This window comes from Acidovorax sp. A1169, assembly GCF_030704685.1.
Taxonomy (GTDB): domain Bacteria; phylum Pseudomonadota; class Gammaproteobacteria; order Burkholderiales; family Burkholderiaceae_C; genus Acidovorax.
This window is the reverse complement of record NZ_JAUZDX010000005.1, coordinates 206,441-221,651: the sequence shown is the minus strand read 5'-3', so window position 1 is coordinate 221,651 and position 15,211 is coordinate 206,441. Positions and strand designations below refer to the sequence as shown.

Genomic DNA, 15,211 nt, shown 5'->3' with positions numbered 1-15,211 from the left:
TGGCGCGCTTTTGATGCTGATCACCCTGCTGTCCTGGGTGCCGACGGCCCAGGCAGAAGCCAACCGCGGCGAGGTGGCCGAGCTGCGCCTGCAGCGCCTGGACGATGGCGTCTACCTGAGCACCAGCCTGGAGTTCGACCTTCCCGAACTGGCCGAGGAGGCCCTGCGCAAGGGCATCCCGATGTTCTTCGTGATGGAGGCGCAGGTCATGCGCGACCGCTGGTACTGGTCCGACCGCCAGGTGGCCGAGGCCACACGCTACCTGCGACTGAGCTACCAGCCCCTGACCCGGCGCTGGCGTCTGAGCACCTCGACCGCCCCCTTCACCAACACCGGCCTGGGCGTGGCGCTGGGCCAGAATTTCGATGACCTGGACGATGCCCTGTCGGCCATGCAGCGTGTTTCGCGCTGGAAGATTGCAGAAAGTGCTGCAATCGATGCAGATACAGGCCATACGATACAGTTCAAGTTCAGGCTCGATATGTCCCAGCTGCCCCGTCCGTTCCAGATCGGCGCCGTGGGCCGGACCGGCTGGAACCTGCTCGTCTCGCGCTCCGGTCGCCTCGCGCTGCAGGAGGGCGCCAAGTGACACCGGACCCCAAGCCGCCTGCGTCGGCCTCGGCGCATCTGGCGGCGCGCCAGTCCCGCGCCGTGCGCTGGGCCGTGGGGGTGGGGGCGGCCATCATGTCCGCCATCGGGCTGGTGCTGCTCTTCTTGCTGACGCTGGCCACCAACAACCGCGCCCTGTACGAACGCAACTACGCCTGGCTCTTCGGCGTGAACGTGCTGGTGGCCTTGTTGCTGCTCGCGGTGCTGGGCTGGGTGGCTGTGCGCCTGTGGCTGCGGCTGCGCCGGGGTCGCTTCGGCAGCCGATTGCTGGTGAAGCTGGCAGCCATCTTTGCGCTGGTCGGCCTGGTGCCTGGCTTGCTGATCTATGTGGTGTCCTACCAGTTCGTCACCCGCTCCATTGAAAGCTGGTTCGACGTGAAGGTGGAGGGGGCGCTGTCCGCCGGGGTGAACCTGGCGCGTGTCTCGCTCGATGCCCTGGCCACCGACATGGCCTCCAAGACGCGCACGGCCAGTGCCCAGGTGGCGCAGGTCCCCGACGCCTCTGCCGGCGTGGTGCTGGAGCGCATCCGCGACCAGTTGGGCGCCACCGACGTCATCCTCTGGAACAGTGCCGGCCAGGCCGTGGCCAGCGCCGGCCAGTCCCGCTTCAGCCTTAACCCCGAGCGTCCCGGCGTGCCGCTGTTGCGCACGGTGCGCCAGCAGCGTGCCCTGACGCAGATCGAGGGGCTGGACGACATCGCCGACCCGGCCGCCGTGCAGAACGCGCGTGTGAAGATCATCGCCCTGGTCAGCAGCCCCACGGTGGGCCTGCTGGCCGAGCCGCGCTACCTGCAGGCCACGCTGATGCTGCCGCCGGCCCTGGTGGAGAACGCCATCGCCGTGCAGGAGGCCAACCGCGAGTACCAGGAGCGGGCCCTGGCGCGCGGTGGCCTCCGGCGCATGTACGTGGGCACGCTCACGCTGAGCCTGTTCCTGGCCGTCTTCGGTGCCGTGCTGCTGGCCGTGCTGCTTGGCAACCAGCTGGTGCGGCCATTGCTGGTGCTGGCGGAGGGGGTGCGCGAGGTGGCCGCCGGCAACCTGAGCCCCAAGGCCGCCCTGCAAGGCAGGGACGAGCTGGGCGGCCTGACCCGCTCGTTCGCGCTCATGACCCAGCAACTGGCCGACGCCCGAGGCGCGGTGGAGCAGAGCATGAGCGAGGTGGATGCGGCGCGCGCCAACCTGCAGACCATCCTGGACAACCTGACCGCCGGGGTGATGGTGCTCGATGGCGCGGGCGCCATCCGCTCGTCCAACCCCGGCGCCACACGCATCCTGCGCGCGCCCATGGCCGCCTTCGAAGGGCGGGCGCTGGCCGAGGTGCCTGGCCTGGCCGACTTTGCCGCCGCCGTGCAGAAGCAGTTCGCCGCCTTTCTGGGCGAGCGCGACCACCACGGGCTGGACCACTGGCAGCACCCGTTCGAGCTGCACGCCTCGCTCGCGGGAGTCGGCCAGCATGCGACGAGCATCATCGCGCGGGGGGCAGAACTGCCCGATTCGACCCGACTGTTGGTTTTTGACGACATTTCTGAAATCGTTTCTGCACAGCGCGCGCAGGCCTGGGGTGAGGTCGCACGGCGCCTTGCGCACGAGATCAAGAACCCCCTGACCCCCATCCAGTTGTCGGCCGAACGGCTGGAGATGAAGCTCACCGGCAAGGTGGCTGCGAGCGAGCAGGCCGTGCTCGCCAAGTCGGTCAAGACCATCGTCGAGCAGGTCGATGCGATGAAGCGCCTGGTCAACGAATTCCGCGACTACGCGCGCCTGCCGGCGGCCGAGCTGCATGCCCTGGACATCAATGCGCTGGTGACCGACGTGCTGCACCTCTATGGGGAGGAAAACGCCACCGTCCCTGTGAAAGCCGAGCTCGATCCGTCCTGTCCGAGCATTGCCGGAGACGCCCAGCAACTGCGCCAGGTGGTGCACAACCTGCTGCAGAACGCGCAGGATGCGACGGAGCAGGCACGCGCCGCCGGGGCCGAAAACCTGCCCGCCGTGCGCATCGCCACGCGCTGGAGCGAGTCCTCGCGGCGCGTGCGGCTGACGGTTTCGGACAGCGGCAGCGGCTTTCCCGCACACATCCTGCAGCGCGCTTTCGAGCCCTATGTCACCACCAAACCGCGGGGCACGGGGCTCGGTCTCGCCGTGGTCAAAAAGATCGCCGATGAGCACGGCGCACGCATCGACCTGTCCAACCGGATGGAAGATGGCGTGGTGCGGGGCGCCCAAGTGTCGTTATCATTCGCCACTGAACCAGCGGTGGCGGCATAACAACGCCCCCCGCAGTACCTCCCAAGGCGCTTCAACACACATGGCAAACATTCTGGTGGTCGACGATGAGCTCGGCATTCGCGACCTGCTGTCGGAAATCCTGAACGACGAAGGCCACAGCGTGGACCTCGCCGAAAACGCGACCCAGGCCCGTGCAGCACGTGCCGGCAGCAGCTACGACCTGGTGCTGCTCGACATCTGGATGCCCGATACCGACGGCGTATCGCTGCTCAAGGAGTGGGCCACGGGCGGCGTGCTGACCATGCCCGTCATCATGATGAGCGGCCACGCCACTATCGACACGGCGGTGGAAGCCACCCGCATCGGTGCCTTCTCGTTCCTTGAAAAGCCCATCACCCTGCAAAAGCTGCTCAAGGCGGTGGAGCAGGGCCTGGCGCGCAACGCCGCCCACCATGCCGCCCCCGTGGCGGCCGTGCAGGCCCCGGCGGCAGCGCCGGCCGATGCGCCCTTCACCCAGGTGCCTGTGATCACGGCCCTGTCCGGCGTGGAGGCCGGCCCGCATTCGCACCAGGGGTTCGACCTGGACCGCCCGCTGCGTGAAGCGCGCGACGGTTTCGAAAAAGCCTACTTCGAGTTCCACCTCGCCCGCGAAGGCGGATCGATGACCCGCGTGGCCGAAAAGACCGGTCTGGAGCGCACCCACCTGTACCGCAAGCTGCGTCAGCTGGGTGTGGACCTGGGCCGTGGCAAGCGTGCGTGAAAAAAATTTGCCTCCAATTTTTTCAGGGCCAATTTTCTGGCTATAATTTGAGGCTCAGGCCCGGTAGCTCAGTCGGTAGAGCAGAGGATTGAAAATCCTTGTGTCGGTGGTTCGATTCCGCCCCAGGCCACCAAATATGCATGCGCCCCAGCGCCCTATCGGGTTCTGGGGCGTTTTGCTTTGACGCGCCTGTCCTCTTCGCAGAGCGGGTTGGGGCAGCGCCACCACCTGGGCACTCAGGGTCAGGCGTGATGCAAATCAATAGCGCCTGCCATGGGGTCAGCGGCCAGTCAGCCACCTTGACGGCGACGCGGGCCCCCTTCAGTGGCCGTTGATTTCGTCAACCGCGTTCCCCGCCGTCGTTGCCTCCATTGCCACCACTGCGCAAGCCCTGAGCCACTTCTCTTATGCCTGCGCCGGCACCCCAAGGTTGCCATGGGCCGATGGCCCCTGCATCGCGACCCCGTGGACTGCAGTTGCCCTGAGTGCGCGGTGGGCCGCCGTTGGGCAGGGTGGGGGAGCCGCATCGAACCGGGCACAAAGATTTTTCCATGAAGTGGTTGACTGCAAAGTAAAGACTCTTTACAGTCGGATTCATCGCGGTTTCGACCGCACCCGATTTCCGCCGATTGACCTATTCACCAGGATTGAACGTGAACGCAGCAGCCACCCCCATCAGCAACCGACCCGCAGCGGGCCGGGCGCTCGTGCGCGTCGCCCTGAGTTCTGCCCTGCGCAAGCTGCCGTGCCTGGCTGCGCATTTGTGTGGGCATGGCCATCGGGATCCGTGGCTACCGGGTGGAGGGGGCGCATAGGCGCGCACCTCCCAAGCTCTCTTCGCAGAGGCCCGGACACCGCAAGGTTTCGGGCCTCTTTGTTTTCAACCGGGCGGCAAGCCGCCCCCATCCACTCCGCAGTGATCGTGCTGCGGCGCACCGTTCATTAAAAATTTGCCGTGGGGCCCTGCTGAACACTGGAATCGGCACTGCGACCCCATTGTGTGGACCCCGGGATCTGGCCCGACGGTCCGCTCCATTTCGGGTGTGTCTTCACCACACCGCCAGCAAGCAGCCGCGTGGACGGCCTGGCGGGATGTGCAGGGGACTGGAATCACCTTTGTGCAGCGATGTAGACGGGGCGCGCGCCGGCCGCGCGTTGCCCATCGCGTGAGGGCACAACCGAAATGGAGGATTTCTCTTTTTATCAAGCCCCGGTGACGGAACCGGCATACGTGCTTGCCTTAGAAGCAAGATTCTGGGAGTTCGACTCTCCCCTGGGGCACCAATTGATTGTTCCGCTAACTCAGTGGCCAGAGTGCCTCCCTGTCTAGGAGGAAGCCAGGGGTTCGACTCCCCTGCGGAACGCCAATTTTCCCGCGTTAGCTCAATGGATCAGAGCACCTGCCTACGAAGCAGGGGGTTGCACGTTCGAGTCGTGCACGTGGGGCCATCTAGAGCCTGTTTACGATCTTTCAGGGCTCCGAAAAGATCGTAAGCAGGCTCTTGGGTGCGGTAGCAAAGCGACCATGCAGCGGATTGCAAATCCGCAGACACCGGTTTGAATCCGGTCCGCACCTCCATCATTTTTGTGTCCCTTTTCGTGGTGCGCGTAGCTCAATGGCAGAGCTGCGGGTTGTGATCCCGCCGACGACGGTTCGATTCCGTTCGTGCACCCCATTCATTCCCCTTGCCTCTCTCCATGGCGCAACTGGCAGACGCACCAGCCTCAAACCCTGGCGCCTTCGGACATGTCCGTTCGAATCGGACTGGAGAGACCATCCACCTCGGACATACCTCACGGAGTCCGGTGAAAACGAGGCCGCCGGGCGGCTTGTACGGCCCTGGTCTACGATGGCAGCCGTTCGCTGAATCAATCAATCAACCATCCACTCCGGCGAACGATGGCACCCTGCCGCGCCAGGAGGTGAATTTCGCACCCCATCGAGCGCTGCCAGCCAGCCCCCTGAACCAACCGTCTGCGTGCACACCTGCGCGATGTGGCAGCAAGTGCTGCTGCAAGGCTCCAGGTCGCCCGCCGCCGGTTTCCGCTGCCATCGCTGCCTGCCTGTATCCCAGTGCCGGAGTGTCTTCTTCGCCCGATCGCAAAGGTCACCATGTCTGTCGCCGACCCCTCCACCCTGGCCCTGTCCCACCCGCTGTTGTCGCTCGCGCAGCGCCATGCCATGGACCTGCTGCTCACCCGGCATTCACCGTGGCCGTTGGTCGAGCCGGCGCCCGATGCCGCCGCGCTGGACCTGGTCTTCGCCGCCGCCATGCGCGCGCCCGACCATGAGCAGCTGCGGCCCTGGCGTTTCGTTGTCTTGCGCGGCGATGCGCGCGCAGCGCTGGGCCAGGTGTTCGCGCGGGCGGCCCGGGCGCGCGACCCCTACGACGATGGTGAGCGCTTTCGCGGCAAGGCCATGGCGGCGCCGATGCTCGTGGCCCTGGTCGCCCATGTGAAGGTGCCGCACAAGGTGCCCGAAGGCGAGCAGGTGCTGGCCACCGGTGCTGCGGTGATGAACATGCTCAACGCGCTGCACATCCTGGGTTTTGGGGGCTTCTGGGCCACGGGCGCGAACTCGCATGACGAGCGCGTGAAGGCCGCGCTCGGCCTGGGCGCCAGCGACCGCCTGCTGGGCTTTCTGTACATGGGCACGCCCAAGGACCGGCTACCGCCGCCCGATCGCCTGGATGCGGGCGAGTTCGTGCGTGAATGGGCGCCGCCGGGCCTGGGACCCGTGGAATAAGCCGAGGCCTGCGTGCTTCAGACGGTGGCGCCTGCCGGCTGGGCCGACCCTCCCATCCGCACGGCCAGGGCGGCCAGGCTGGCCGACACGGCCAGCAGCGTCACGCCCATCCAGCCCCACTGCGCCAGCAGCAGGCTGCCCAGGGCGGCGCCGGCGGCCATGCCGATGAACATGCCGGTCATCAGCACGGCATTGAGCCGGCTGCGGGCGCCCGGGTCGATGCTGTAGACTAGGGTCTGGTGCGCGATCAGCGCGGCCTGCACACCCAGATCGAAGCCGATGGCAGCGGCCACCAGCAGGCACAGCTGGGCGGTGGGGGACAGCCAAGGCGCCAGCGCCATCGCCGCAAAGGACAGGGCGGCCAAGCCAGCCCCTAGGCGGGTAACGAGCCCCGCCCCCCGGCGGTCGGCCAGACGGCCCGCCAGCGGCGCCGCCAGCGCGCCGGCCGCCCCGGCCAGGCCGAAGGCGCCTGCTGCGGTGCTGCCCAGGTGGAAGGGGGCGCCATGCAGCATCACCGCCAGTGTGGACCAGAACGCGCTGAAGCCCACCGAGAGCAGGCCTTGCGCCAGTGCCGCGCGCCGCAGGCTGCCATGGCGCTGCCACAGCGTGGCCAGCGATGCCAGCAGTTGGCCGTAAGGCAACTGCGTGGTCGGGCTGAAGCGCGGCAGGCCGCGCCAGGCGGCGATGCCGATGGCGGCCATGCTGGCGGCTGCCGCCACGAACATGCCTCGCCAGCTGAAATGCTCGGCCACGAAGCCGCTGACCACGCGTGACAGCAAAATGCCCAGCAGCAGCCCGGTCATCACCGTGCCCACCACCTTGCCCCGGTGTGCGGCAGGCGCCAGCGCAGCTGCGGCGGGCACGATGTCCTGTGCCAGGGTGGCGGTGATGCCGATCGCCAGGCTGGCGGCCAGCAGCACGCCGATGGTCGGCGCCAGGGCGGCCAGCAGCAAGGCCGCCACCAGTGCGGCGGCCTTGGCCAGGATGATGCTGCGCCGGTCGAACCGGTCCCCCAGCGGCGCCAGCAGCAGGATGCCCAGCGCGTAGCCGAGCTGGGTGAGCGTCGGCACCCAGCCCACGGCCTGGTCCGATGCCCCGATATCCGCCCCCAGCACACCCAGCATGGGCTGGCTGTAGTAGAGCGAGGCCACGCCCAGGCCGGCACCGGCCGCGAGCAGCAGCACCAGGGGGGCCGCAATTGCGGGCGTGTCGGCCATCGGGCTGTGGCTGCCGGGGGAGATACCGCCAATGGCATCCGTTTTTTGCATGAGAGACATGGTGTTAACCCTTGGTGAAGACCTTGGACCCGAGTGTGATCCTCAGGTGGCGCTCTTGGTAGTAGGATGCTTTGCACATTGGATATACGTTGATTGCATGACCAAAGACGCTGTGTTCGAACCCTCGGGCCCACGGTCCGCCGGCCCGCTGCCCCAGGCGGGCAGCGCCAGTGCGCTGGGCAACCGCCTGCAACTGATGGAGACCTTCGTGCGCATCGTCGAGGCCGGCAGCCTATCGGCTGCGGCAGCGCAGATGCAAGCCACCCAGCCCACGGTGAGCCGCCGCCTGCAGGCGCTGGAGCAGTCGCTGGGGGTGCGCCTGCTGCAGCGCTCCACGCACACCATGCGCCTCACGGTGGACGGGGAGCGCTGTTACCAACGGGCCAAAGAGTTGCTGGCGAGCTGGGCTTCCTTCGAGGCCGACCTGCGCGGCGCGCAGGAGGAGCCTGAGGGAACGCTGCGCGTGGCCATGCCGCATGCCTTCGGGCAGGAAATGTTCGTCGGGCCGCTGGCGCAGTTTCTGCGCGCACACCCGCGCGTGTCGGTGGAATGGCTCCTGCAGGACGATGTGCGCGATTTCATCGGTGCGGGCATCGACTGCGCCATCCAGGTTGGCGAACCGGCCGACCCGGCGGTGGTGGCCATCCGCCTGGCCGAGGTGCCGCGCATCGTGGTCGGCACCCCGGCGCTGCTGGGCGCGGGCGTGCCCACGGATCCCGAAGGCCTGGCGGCATTGCCCTGGCTGGCGCTGCACACCTACTACCGCAACGAGCTGGCGCTGACCCACAGCGCCACCGGGGAAACGCGCCGCATCGCCCTGCGCCCGCGCATCAGCACCGACAGCCTGTATGCCCTGCGCAGCGCGGCCAGGCAGGGACTTGGCGCCTGCGCAGGTTCGGCATGGCTGATGGCGCAGGACGTGGCCGAGGGGCGGCTGGTTCACCTGGCGCCCCCGTGGCAACCGGCACCGCTGCCGGTGTACCTGACCTATCCGTACTCCAGCTTCTACCCATCGCGGCTGCTGCGTTTCGTTTCGACCATGCGGGAGGCTGTGCCGGCCATGATCACCTCGCCGCCTCAGGCGTGATCATCGGGCCTGGCAGGGACGAATGCACTCCGTGCCCTGGGGCCGCCTGGGCCGTGGCACAATCCCGCTCCCCTTGCGCTGGCGCAGCCTCCTGGGCGTTCAAGGGGCCCTTCCCTCTCACGTGGTGGGCCGAAGGAGCCTTGTGCTCCCGCATTTCCACCCGGTGCATTCCCGGGGTCCAGCCCTGGCTTGCGCCTTGCTTCCCCTTCTCTTTTGCAGACTCTCCCATGCCCCTCCTGAAGGACACCACGCTCGGCATTGACTTTGGCACCTCGAACTCGGCCATGGCGGTGCGCCAGGGGCGCTCGCCCGCGCGCATGATCGCGCTGGAAGGGGAGGGCGTCACCTTGCCCACAGCGCTGTTCTTCAACGCCGAGGACCACCGCACGCACTTTGGCCGCGATGCCGTGGGCCAGTACCTTGCGGGCACCGAGGGGCGGCTCATGCGCTCGCTCAAGAGCCTGCTGGGCAGTGCGCTGCTGCAGGACAAGACGGCCGTGCACAACCAGCTCATGAGCTACCAGGACATCATCGGCCTGTTCCTGCGCATGCTGGCCAAAAAGGCGACCGAGGCGCTGGGCGCCATGCCCGGACAGGTGATGATGGGGCGGCCCGTGCACTTCGTGGATGACGACCCGGCGCGCGACCAGCAGGCCGAGGATTCGCTGCGCAAGGCGGCGCTCGATGCCGGCTTTGAGAACGTGTCCTTCCAGTTCGAGCCGATTGCCGCAGCGCTCGACTACGAGCAGCGCATCAGCCACGAGTCGCTGGTGCTGGTGGTGGACATCGGTGGCGGTACTTCGGACTTCACCGTGGTGCGCCTGGGGCCCGAGCGCCTGGCGCTGGGCAACGACCGCGCTGCCGACGTGCTGGCCACGACCGGCGTGCACGTGGGCGGCACCGACTTCGACCGGCGCCTGAGCTTGGAGCTGCTGATGCCCATGCTGGGCTTTCGCCACCTTGGGCCGACCGGGCGCGAAGTGCCCAACCGCGTGTTCTTCGATCTGTCGACCTGGCACCTGATCCAGTGGCTGTACGCGCCGCGCGCGCTGCGCGACGCGCAGAACCTGCGCACCGACTATGCCGACCAGCGCCTCCACGCGCGGCTGATGACGGTGCTCAACGAACGCCTGGGCCACCGCATGGCCAACACGGTGGAGCAGGCCAAGATCGCCGCCTCGCTGTCGGATGCATCGGCACCCATGGCGCTGGACTGGATCGAGCCCGCGCTGGCTTCGGCCATCACGCCCGAAGGGCTGTCGCAGCACCTGGCCTCGCCGCTTGAGCAGGTGGTGGCCTGCGCGCAGGAGTGCGTGCAGCTCGCGGGCCTGGCACCGCGCGGGCCCGATGCGATCTACCTCACCGGGGGCTCATCGGCATTGCGGCCGCTGCGCGAGGCGTTGCGCCAGGCGTTTCCTGCAACGCCGCAGATCGAAGGCGACCTGTTCGGTGGCGTGGCCGCAGGGCTGGCGGTGTCGGGCCGCTGAAGCTTCGGTTCAGCCTTCCTCGCCCTTTTTCCAGGTGAGCGCCGTGTCGTAGAGCACGTTGCGCGAGGTGCCGGTGATTTCCGCAGCCAGGCGCACCGCCGTCTTCAGCGGCAGTTCAGCCAGCAGCAGGCGCAGCACGCGCAGACTCTCGCCATCATCGGCGGCCACGGGCACCGGGTGCAGCAGCACCACGAATTCGCCACGCGAGCGCTGGGGCGCCCCCTCCAGCCAGGCGGTGAGCGCCTGCGCGGGCTGGGTCACCACCTCTTCGAACTGCTTGGTCAGCTCGCGTGCCAGGGTCACGGTGCGCTCGCCCAGCACCGCAAGGGCCTGCGCCAGCTCGCCGATGCGGTGGGGTGCTTCCAGCAGCACCACGCAGCGCGGCTCGCCGGCCAGTTGGGCGATGGTGCTGGCGCGCTCGGCGTTCTTCACCGGCAGAAAGCCCACAAACACGAAACCGCCATGCTCGGCGCTGTGCGCCACGGCGCCCGCCACGCTCAGCGCCGTGGTGATGCTGCTGGCCCCGGGCAGGGGCAGGGCGCGCAGGCCCGCCGCCTGCACGGCAGCCACCAGGCGGGCACCCGGGTCGCTCACGCCCGGGGTGCCGGCGTCGCTCACATAGGCCACGCGCTGGCCCTGCTGCAGGCGCTGCACCACGTTCTGCGCGGCCTCGGCCTCGTTGTGCTGGTGCACGGCCAGCAGCTGCGAGGTGTTCTTGTCGATGCCGTAGGCGCGCAGCAGCGACTGGGTGTGGCGCGTATCCTCGCAGGCCACGGTGTCGGCCATCTGCAGCACGTGCAGGGCCCGCAGCGTGACATCGGCCAGGTTGCCGATGGGCGTGGCCACCACATACAGAGCCCCTTGCGGATAATGCTGCGCAGCCGCCGCATCGCGTGCGGCATCAAGGGCGGAAGCGAAAGAGGCGCTCAATGAAATTCCTTGGGTTTGGACGAAAGCAGGCCGTTGCAGAGCCGGCGCCCGCCACCGGCGGGAGCACCACGCGGGCGCAAGGCAACGCGGCGGAAGACCGCGCCCTGGCGCATCTGCAGTCTGCCGGCCTGCAACTGCTTGAGCGCAATTATCGGACGCCTGGGCGCGGCGGGGGCGAGATCGATCTGGTGATGCGCGAGCGCGATGGCACGACCGTGTTCGTGGAGGTGCGCAGCCGTGCCAGCCAGGCCTTTGGTGGGGCCGGGGCGAGCATCGGCGCCGTCAAGCAGCAGCGCATCGTGCTGGCGGCGCGGTTTTACCTGATGCGCCTGGCTTCTCCGCCGCCCTGCCGCTTCGATGTGGTGCTGGTGGAGGAGCTGAAGGTGCAATGGCTCAAGGCGGCTTTCGACTCACAATGAGCATCGGGTTCGTGATCAGGGGCAATGCCCTGTGCAGCCTAAACCCTTTGCTACAAAATTTGCGGCAAAAGCGGTAACACGCGGCGGGTATCATCGGGCATCCATGCTTGAGCAACGCATCCAACAGCACTTCATCGACAGTGCCGATCTGAAATACCAGTCGGCCCAGACCCTGAGCACCCCCATCGCGGCGGCAGTGCAGGCCATCCTGGCCTGCGTGACCAGCGGCGGCAAGGTGCTGGGCTGCGGCAATGGCCCCTCGGCGGCCGAGGCGCAGCAGTTCGCCGCCTTCTGCGTCGCGGGCTTCGAGCGCGAACGCCCCGAGCTGGCCGCCCTGGCCCTCACGGCCGACAGCACCCTGCTGACAGCCGGGCTACCCGGCGCCCAGGACGTGGGGGCGCAGCAGTTTGCCCGCCAGGTGAGGGCATTGGGCCAGGCGGGTGACCTGCTGCTGGTCCTGTCGGTCAGCGGCAACGACGCCAACCTGCTGGCAGCGACCGAAGCGGCGCACGAGCGCGACATGACGGTGGTGGTGCTCACCGGCCGCACCGGCGGGCAACTGGCGGCCGTGCTGCGCGAGACCGATGTGCTGGTCTGCGTGCCGCATGACCGCGCCGCCCGCGTGCGCGAAGTCCACGCCCTGGTGCTGCACTGCCTGTGCGACGGCGTGGACGCCCAGTTACTTGGTGAACAGGAGATACCGCTATGAAGCAAACCGTGAACCGTACCCTCTGCACGGCCCTGGCCGCTGCCGCCCTGGCAGCCGGCCTGTCGGCCTGCGCCCCGCTGATCGTGGGGGGCGCCGTGGTGGGCAGCATGATGGCCGTGGACCGCCGCACGACGGGCACCCAGGTCGAGGATGAAGGCATCGAGCTGCGCGCCGCCAACCGCATCCGCGAGGCGCTGGGCGACCGCGCCCACGTGAACGTGACCAGCTACAACCGCCAGGCCTTGCTGACCGGTGAAGTGGCCAGTGCCCAGGACCGCGAGACCGTCGAGCGCATCGTGACCGGCGTGGAGAACGTGCGCTCGGTGGTCAATGACCTGGCCGTGCTGCCCAATACCTCGCTGGGCCAGCGCTCCAACGACACCGTGATCACCGGCAAGGTGCGCGCCAGCTTCGTGGATGCGGCCGACATCTCGGCCAACGCCTTCAAGGTGGTGACCGAACGCAACATCGTCTACCTGATGGGCCGCGTCACCCAGCGCGAAGCCGGCCGCGCCACCGAGATCTCCCGCGGCGTGAGCGGCGTGAGCAAAGTCGTGCGCGTGTTCGAGATCGTCACCGAAGAAGAGCTGCGCCGCAACGCGCCGACACCTGCGCCGGTCACCACCGACACCGCTCCCGCCCGCTCGCTCTGACCTCGGTTTGGGGCATGGCATTTGAAACTGGCACTGCCCAAGCCAGTGCCCCCGTGCAAGGGCCGCCCCGCCGCACCGGGGGCGTCCCCCCTCAGGGGGATGGCGCGAAGCGCCTCAGGGGGGAGCCTATTTCAGCCGCTTGACCAGGCTGGAGGTGTCCCAACGGTTGCCGCCCATGCCCTGCACGTCGGCATAGAACTGGTCCACCAGCGCGGTGACGGGCACGCGCGAGCCATTGCGCCGGGCTTCGTCGAGCACCAGGCCCAGGTCCTTGCGCATCCAGTCCACGGCAAAGCCGAAGTCGAATTTGCCGTCGACCATGGTCTTGCCGCGGTTGTCCATCTGCCAGCTCTGCGCTGCGCCCTTGCCGATCACGTCCAGCACCTGCTTCATGTCCAGGCCCGCATTCTGGCCAAAGGCCACAGCTTCGGACAGGCCCTGCACCAGCCCGGCGATGCAGATCTGGTTGACCATCTTGGCCAGCTGGCCCGAGCCGCTGGCGCCCAGCAGCGTGAAAGCCCGCGCAAAGGCCATGGCCACAGGCTGGGCGGCCTCGAAGGCTGCGGCATCGCCACCGCACATCACGGTGAGCAAACCGTTCTGCGCACCCGCCTGACCGCCGGATACCGGTGCATCGACGAACTGCAGGCCCGCAGCCTGCGCCGCGGCGTACAGCTCGCGCGCCACCTCGGCCGATGCCGTGGTGTGGTCCACGAAGATGGCGCCGGCCTGCATGCCCGCGAAGGCGCCGTCGGCACCCAGGGTGACGGAGCGCAGGTCATCGTCATTGCCCACGCAGCAGAACACGATGTCGGCGCCTGCGGCCGCCTCGCGGGGCGTGGCCGCCTGGCGTGGTGCCTTGCTGCCGGCGAACTCCTCGCACCAGGCGGCCGACTTGGCGGCCGTGCGGTTGTACACGGTGACTGCGTGGCCGGCCAGCGCCAGGTGGCCTGCCATGGGGTAGCCCATGACGCCCAGGCCCAGGAAGGCGACCTTGCGCGAAGGGGTGGCGTCGTAGCTGCGGGGGTTGGTGCTTGGCATGGGTTGGGTCCGTAAGGGGTCAAAAAAAAGCCCGCCCTCATGGGCGGGCGAGAGTGTGTGTGGTTCTGCTCGGGTACTTGTTATTGGGCGGGTAATCAGACGATCGCGAAATGCTCAGTGCCCTGGGCCAGGTCGGGAGACTTGGCGCGCTGGCTGTTGAGCTTGATCTGCAGGCGCAGGTCGTTGAGCGAGTCGGCGTTGCGCAAGGCGTCTTCGTAGCTGATGACGTTGGCCTCGTAGGCATCGAACAGCGCCTGGTCAAAGGTCTGCATGCCCAGGTTGCGGCTCTTCTTCATGATCTCCTTGATCTCGGAGACATCGCCCTTGAAGATCAGGTCCGAGATCAGCGGCGTGTTGAGCATGATCTCCACGGCCGCAGCGCGGCCCTTGCCGTCCTGCTTGGGGATCAAGCGCTGCGACACCATGGCGCGCAGGTTCAGCGACAGGTCCATCAGCAGCTGCGCGCGGCGTTCTTCGGGGAAGAAGTTGATGATGCGGTCCAGCGCCTGGTTGGCACTGTTGGCGTGCAGCGTGGCCAGGCACAGGTGGCCGGTCTCGGCAAACGCCACGGCATGCTCCATGGTTTCGCGGTCGCGGATTTCGCCCATCAGGATCACGTCGGGCGCCTGGCGCAGCGTGTTCTTGAGCGCGGCTTCCCAGCTGTCGGTATCCAGGCCCACCTCGCGCTGCGTCACCACGCAGTTCTTGTGCGGGTGCACGAACTCGACCGGGTCCTCCACCGTGATGATGTGGCCGAACGAGTTCTCGTTGCGCCAGTCCACCATGGCGGCCAGCGTGGTCGACTTGCCCGAGCCCGTGGCACCCACCAGGATGCACAGGCCGCGCTTGGCCATGGTCACTTCCTTGAGCACCTGGGGCACGCCCAGGCCGTCGATGGTGGGCAGCGTGAGTGGAATCGTCCGCATCACCATGCCGACCTTGCCCTGCTGGATGAAGGCATTCACCCGGAAGCGGCCGATGCCTGCGGGCGAGATCGCAAAATTGCATTCCTTGGTGCGCTCGAAGTCGGCCACCTGCTTGTCGCTCATGACGGCACGCGCCAGCGTGAGCGTGTGGTTGGGCGTGAGCGGCTGCGGCGACACCTTGGTCACCTTGCCATCGACCTTGATGGCCGGTGGAAACTCTGCCGTGATGAACAAGTCGCTGCCGTTGCGGCTGACCATCAGCTTGAGCAGGTCGTTGATGAATTTACTGGCCTGATCGCGTTCCATCAGAGTTTCTCCCTTGGGGTCCTGGTCTGCCG

At 67.7% G+C, this 15,211-nt stretch carries 13 protein-coding genes and 7 tRNA genes; 16 read left to right on the top strand and 4 right to left on the bottom strand.

Annotation, left to right across the window (positions count from 1 at the left end; translation table 11 throughout):
• The first annotated feature begins 13 nt into the window (after window positions 1-13).
• The 11 genes from QYL93_RS11165 (at window position 14) to QYL93_RS11115 (ending at window position 6,344) form a co-directional block, all read left to right on the top strand.
• Complete coding sequence (locus QYL93_RS11165) at window positions 14-589, top strand: DUF4390 domain-containing protein (RefSeq protein WP_305743715.1); 576 nt, start codon at window positions 14-16, stop codon at window positions 587-589.
• Entirely contained in the window at window positions 586-2,877 is a 2,292-nt protein-coding gene (locus QYL93_RS11160) for an ATP-binding protein (RefSeq protein WP_305743714.1), read from the top strand. The genes QYL93_RS11165 and QYL93_RS11160 overlap by 4 nt, the downstream gene beginning before the upstream one ends.
• 40 nt (window positions 2,878-2,917) lie before the next feature.
• The gene (locus QYL93_RS11155) at window positions 2,918-3,598 is read left to right on the top strand and encodes a response regulator (RefSeq protein WP_305743713.1); all 681 of its coding nucleotides are present in this window, start codon (window positions 2,918-2,920) and stop codon (window positions 3,596-3,598) included.
• 57 nt (window positions 3,599-3,655) lie between these two features.
• Window positions 3,656-3,731, top strand: a tRNA-Phe gene (locus tag QYL93_RS11150).
• A 1,074-nt stretch (window positions 3,732-4,805) separates the two neighbouring features.
• Window positions 4,806-4,882 (top strand) — tRNA-Leu (locus tag QYL93_RS11145).
• Between the two features lie 7 nt (window positions 4,883-4,889).
• A tRNA-Asp gene (locus QYL93_RS11140) sits at window positions 4,890-4,965 on the top strand.
• A 5-nt stretch (window positions 4,966-4,970) separates the two neighbouring features.
• Window positions 4,971-5,047, top strand: a tRNA-Arg gene (locus tag QYL93_RS11135).
• 56 nt (window positions 5,048-5,103) lie between these two features.
• Window positions 5,104-5,177 (top strand) — tRNA-Cys (locus QYL93_RS11130).
• A gap of 23 nt (window positions 5,178-5,200) precedes the next feature.
• A tRNA-His gene (locus QYL93_RS11125) sits at window positions 5,201-5,274 on the top strand.
• A gap of 16 nt (window positions 5,275-5,290) precedes the next feature.
• Window positions 5,291-5,375: transfer RNA gene (locus QYL93_RS11120), tRNA-Leu, on the top strand.
• 336 nt (window positions 5,376-5,711) lie between these two features.
• Window positions 5,712-6,344, top strand: a complete 633-nt coding sequence (locus tag QYL93_RS11115) for a nitroreductase (RefSeq protein WP_305743712.1) — start codon at window positions 5,712-5,714, stop codon at window positions 6,342-6,344.
• A 17-nt stretch (window positions 6,345-6,361) separates the two neighbouring features.
• Here the strand turns inward: QYL93_RS11115 and QYL93_RS11110 are convergent, their stop codons facing one another.
• Window positions 6,362-7,621 carry an MFS transporter gene (locus tag QYL93_RS11110; RefSeq protein WP_370876964.1) on the bottom strand — a complete coding sequence of 420 codons (1,260 nt, stop codon included), beginning with the start codon at window positions 7,619-7,621 and terminating at the stop codon, window positions 6,362-6,364.
• Between the two features lie 196 nt (window positions 7,622-7,817).
• Between QYL93_RS11110 and QYL93_RS11105 the strand changes: the two genes are divergently transcribed.
• A complete protein-coding gene (locus tag QYL93_RS11105) occupies window positions 7,818-8,708 on the top strand; it encodes a LysR family transcriptional regulator (RefSeq protein WP_305743810.1) in 891 nt (296 codons plus the stop codon).
• 227 nt (window positions 8,709-8,935) lie between these two features.
• Entirely contained in the window at window positions 8,936-10,195 is a 1,260-nt protein-coding gene (locus QYL93_RS11100; RefSeq protein ID WP_305743711.1) for an Hsp70 family protein, read from the top strand.
• A 9-nt stretch (window positions 10,196-10,204) separates the two neighbouring features.
• Here QYL93_RS11100 and rsmI read toward each other — a convergent pair whose 3' ends face one another.
• Window positions 10,205-11,125: a 16S rRNA (cytidine(1402)-2'-O)-methyltransferase gene (gene rsmI / locus QYL93_RS11095; RefSeq protein ID WP_305743710.1), complete on the bottom strand. Its 921-nt coding sequence runs from the start codon at window positions 11,123-11,125 to the stop codon at window positions 10,205-10,207.
• Between rsmI and QYL93_RS11090 the strand changes: the two genes are divergently transcribed.
• The 3 genes from QYL93_RS11090 to QYL93_RS11080 all read left to right on the top strand — a co-directional run bounded on the left by QYL93_RS11090 (window position 11,125) and on the right by QYL93_RS11080 (window position 12,906).
• On the top strand, window positions 11,125-11,544 hold the full coding sequence (locus QYL93_RS11090; protein ID WP_305743709.1) for a YraN family protein: 420 nt from the start codon (window positions 11,125-11,127) through the stop codon (window positions 11,542-11,544). The two genes, rsmI and QYL93_RS11090, sit on opposite strands and share 1 nt — an antisense overlap.
• A 103-nt stretch (window positions 11,545-11,647) precedes the next feature.
• On the top strand, window positions 11,648-12,253 hold the full coding sequence (locus tag QYL93_RS11085) for an SIS domain-containing protein (protein WP_305743708.1): 606 nt from the start codon (window positions 11,648-11,650) through the stop codon (window positions 12,251-12,253).
• A complete protein-coding gene (locus tag QYL93_RS11080; protein ID WP_305743707.1) occupies window positions 12,250-12,906 on the top strand; it encodes a BON domain-containing protein in 657 nt (218 codons plus the stop codon). The genes QYL93_RS11085 and QYL93_RS11080 overlap by 4 nt, the downstream gene beginning before the upstream one ends.
• A gap of 126 nt (window positions 12,907-13,032) precedes the next feature.
• On the opposite strand, the gene QYL93_RS11075 is transcribed toward QYL93_RS11080, so the two are convergent.
• Window positions 13,033-13,947 (bottom strand): NAD(P)-dependent oxidoreductase, encoded by a 915-nt coding sequence (locus tag QYL93_RS11075; protein WP_305743706.1) that lies wholly within the window; start codon window positions 13,945-13,947, stop codon window positions 13,033-13,035.
• Window positions 13,948-14,042: 95 nt separating this feature from the next.
• A complete protein-coding gene (locus QYL93_RS11070) occupies window positions 14,043-15,179 on the bottom strand; it encodes a PilT/PilU family type 4a pilus ATPase (protein ID WP_057199808.1) in 1,137 nt (378 codons plus the stop codon).
• Window positions 15,180-15,211: the final 32 nt, after the last annotated feature.

Coding starts and splice junctions, on each gene's coding strand:
- QYL93_RS11165 (WP_305743715.1), top strand. CDS start 14: ATGCTGATCACCCTGCTGTCCTGGGTGCCGACGGCCCAGGCAGAAGCC.
- QYL93_RS11155 (WP_305743713.1), top strand. CDS start 2,918: ATGGCAAACATTCTGGTGGTCGACGATGAGCTCGGCATTCGCGACCTG.
- QYL93_RS11115 (WP_305743712.1), top strand. CDS start 5,712: ATGTCTGTCGCCGACCCCTCCACCCTGGCCCTGTCCCACCCGCTGTTG.
- QYL93_RS11110 (WP_370876964.1), bottom strand. CDS start 7,621: ATGTCTCTCATGCAAAAAACGGATGCCATTGGCGGTATCTCCCCCGGC.
- QYL93_RS11105 (WP_305743810.1), top strand. CDS start 7,818: ATGGAGACCTTCGTGCGCATCGTCGAGGCCGGCAGCCTATCGGCTGCG.
- QYL93_RS11100 (WP_305743711.1), top strand. CDS start 8,936: ATGCCCCTCCTGAAGGACACCACGCTCGGCATTGACTTTGGCACCTCG.
- QYL93_RS11090 (WP_305743709.1), top strand. CDS start 11,125: ATGAAATTCCTTGGGTTTGGACGAAAGCAGGCCGTTGCAGAGCCGGCG.
- QYL93_RS11085 (WP_305743708.1), top strand. CDS start 11,648: ATGCTTGAGCAACGCATCCAACAGCACTTCATCGACAGTGCCGATCTG.
- QYL93_RS11080 (WP_305743707.1), top strand. CDS start 12,250: ATGAAGCAAACCGTGAACCGTACCCTCTGCACGGCCCTGGCCGCTGCC.
- QYL93_RS11075 (WP_305743706.1), bottom strand. CDS start 13,947: ATGCCAAGCACCAACCCCCGCAGCTACGACGCCACCCCTTCGCGCAAG.
- QYL93_RS11070 (WP_057199808.1), bottom strand. CDS start 15,179: ATGGAACGCGATCAGGCCAGTAAATTCATCAACGACCTGCTCAAGCTG.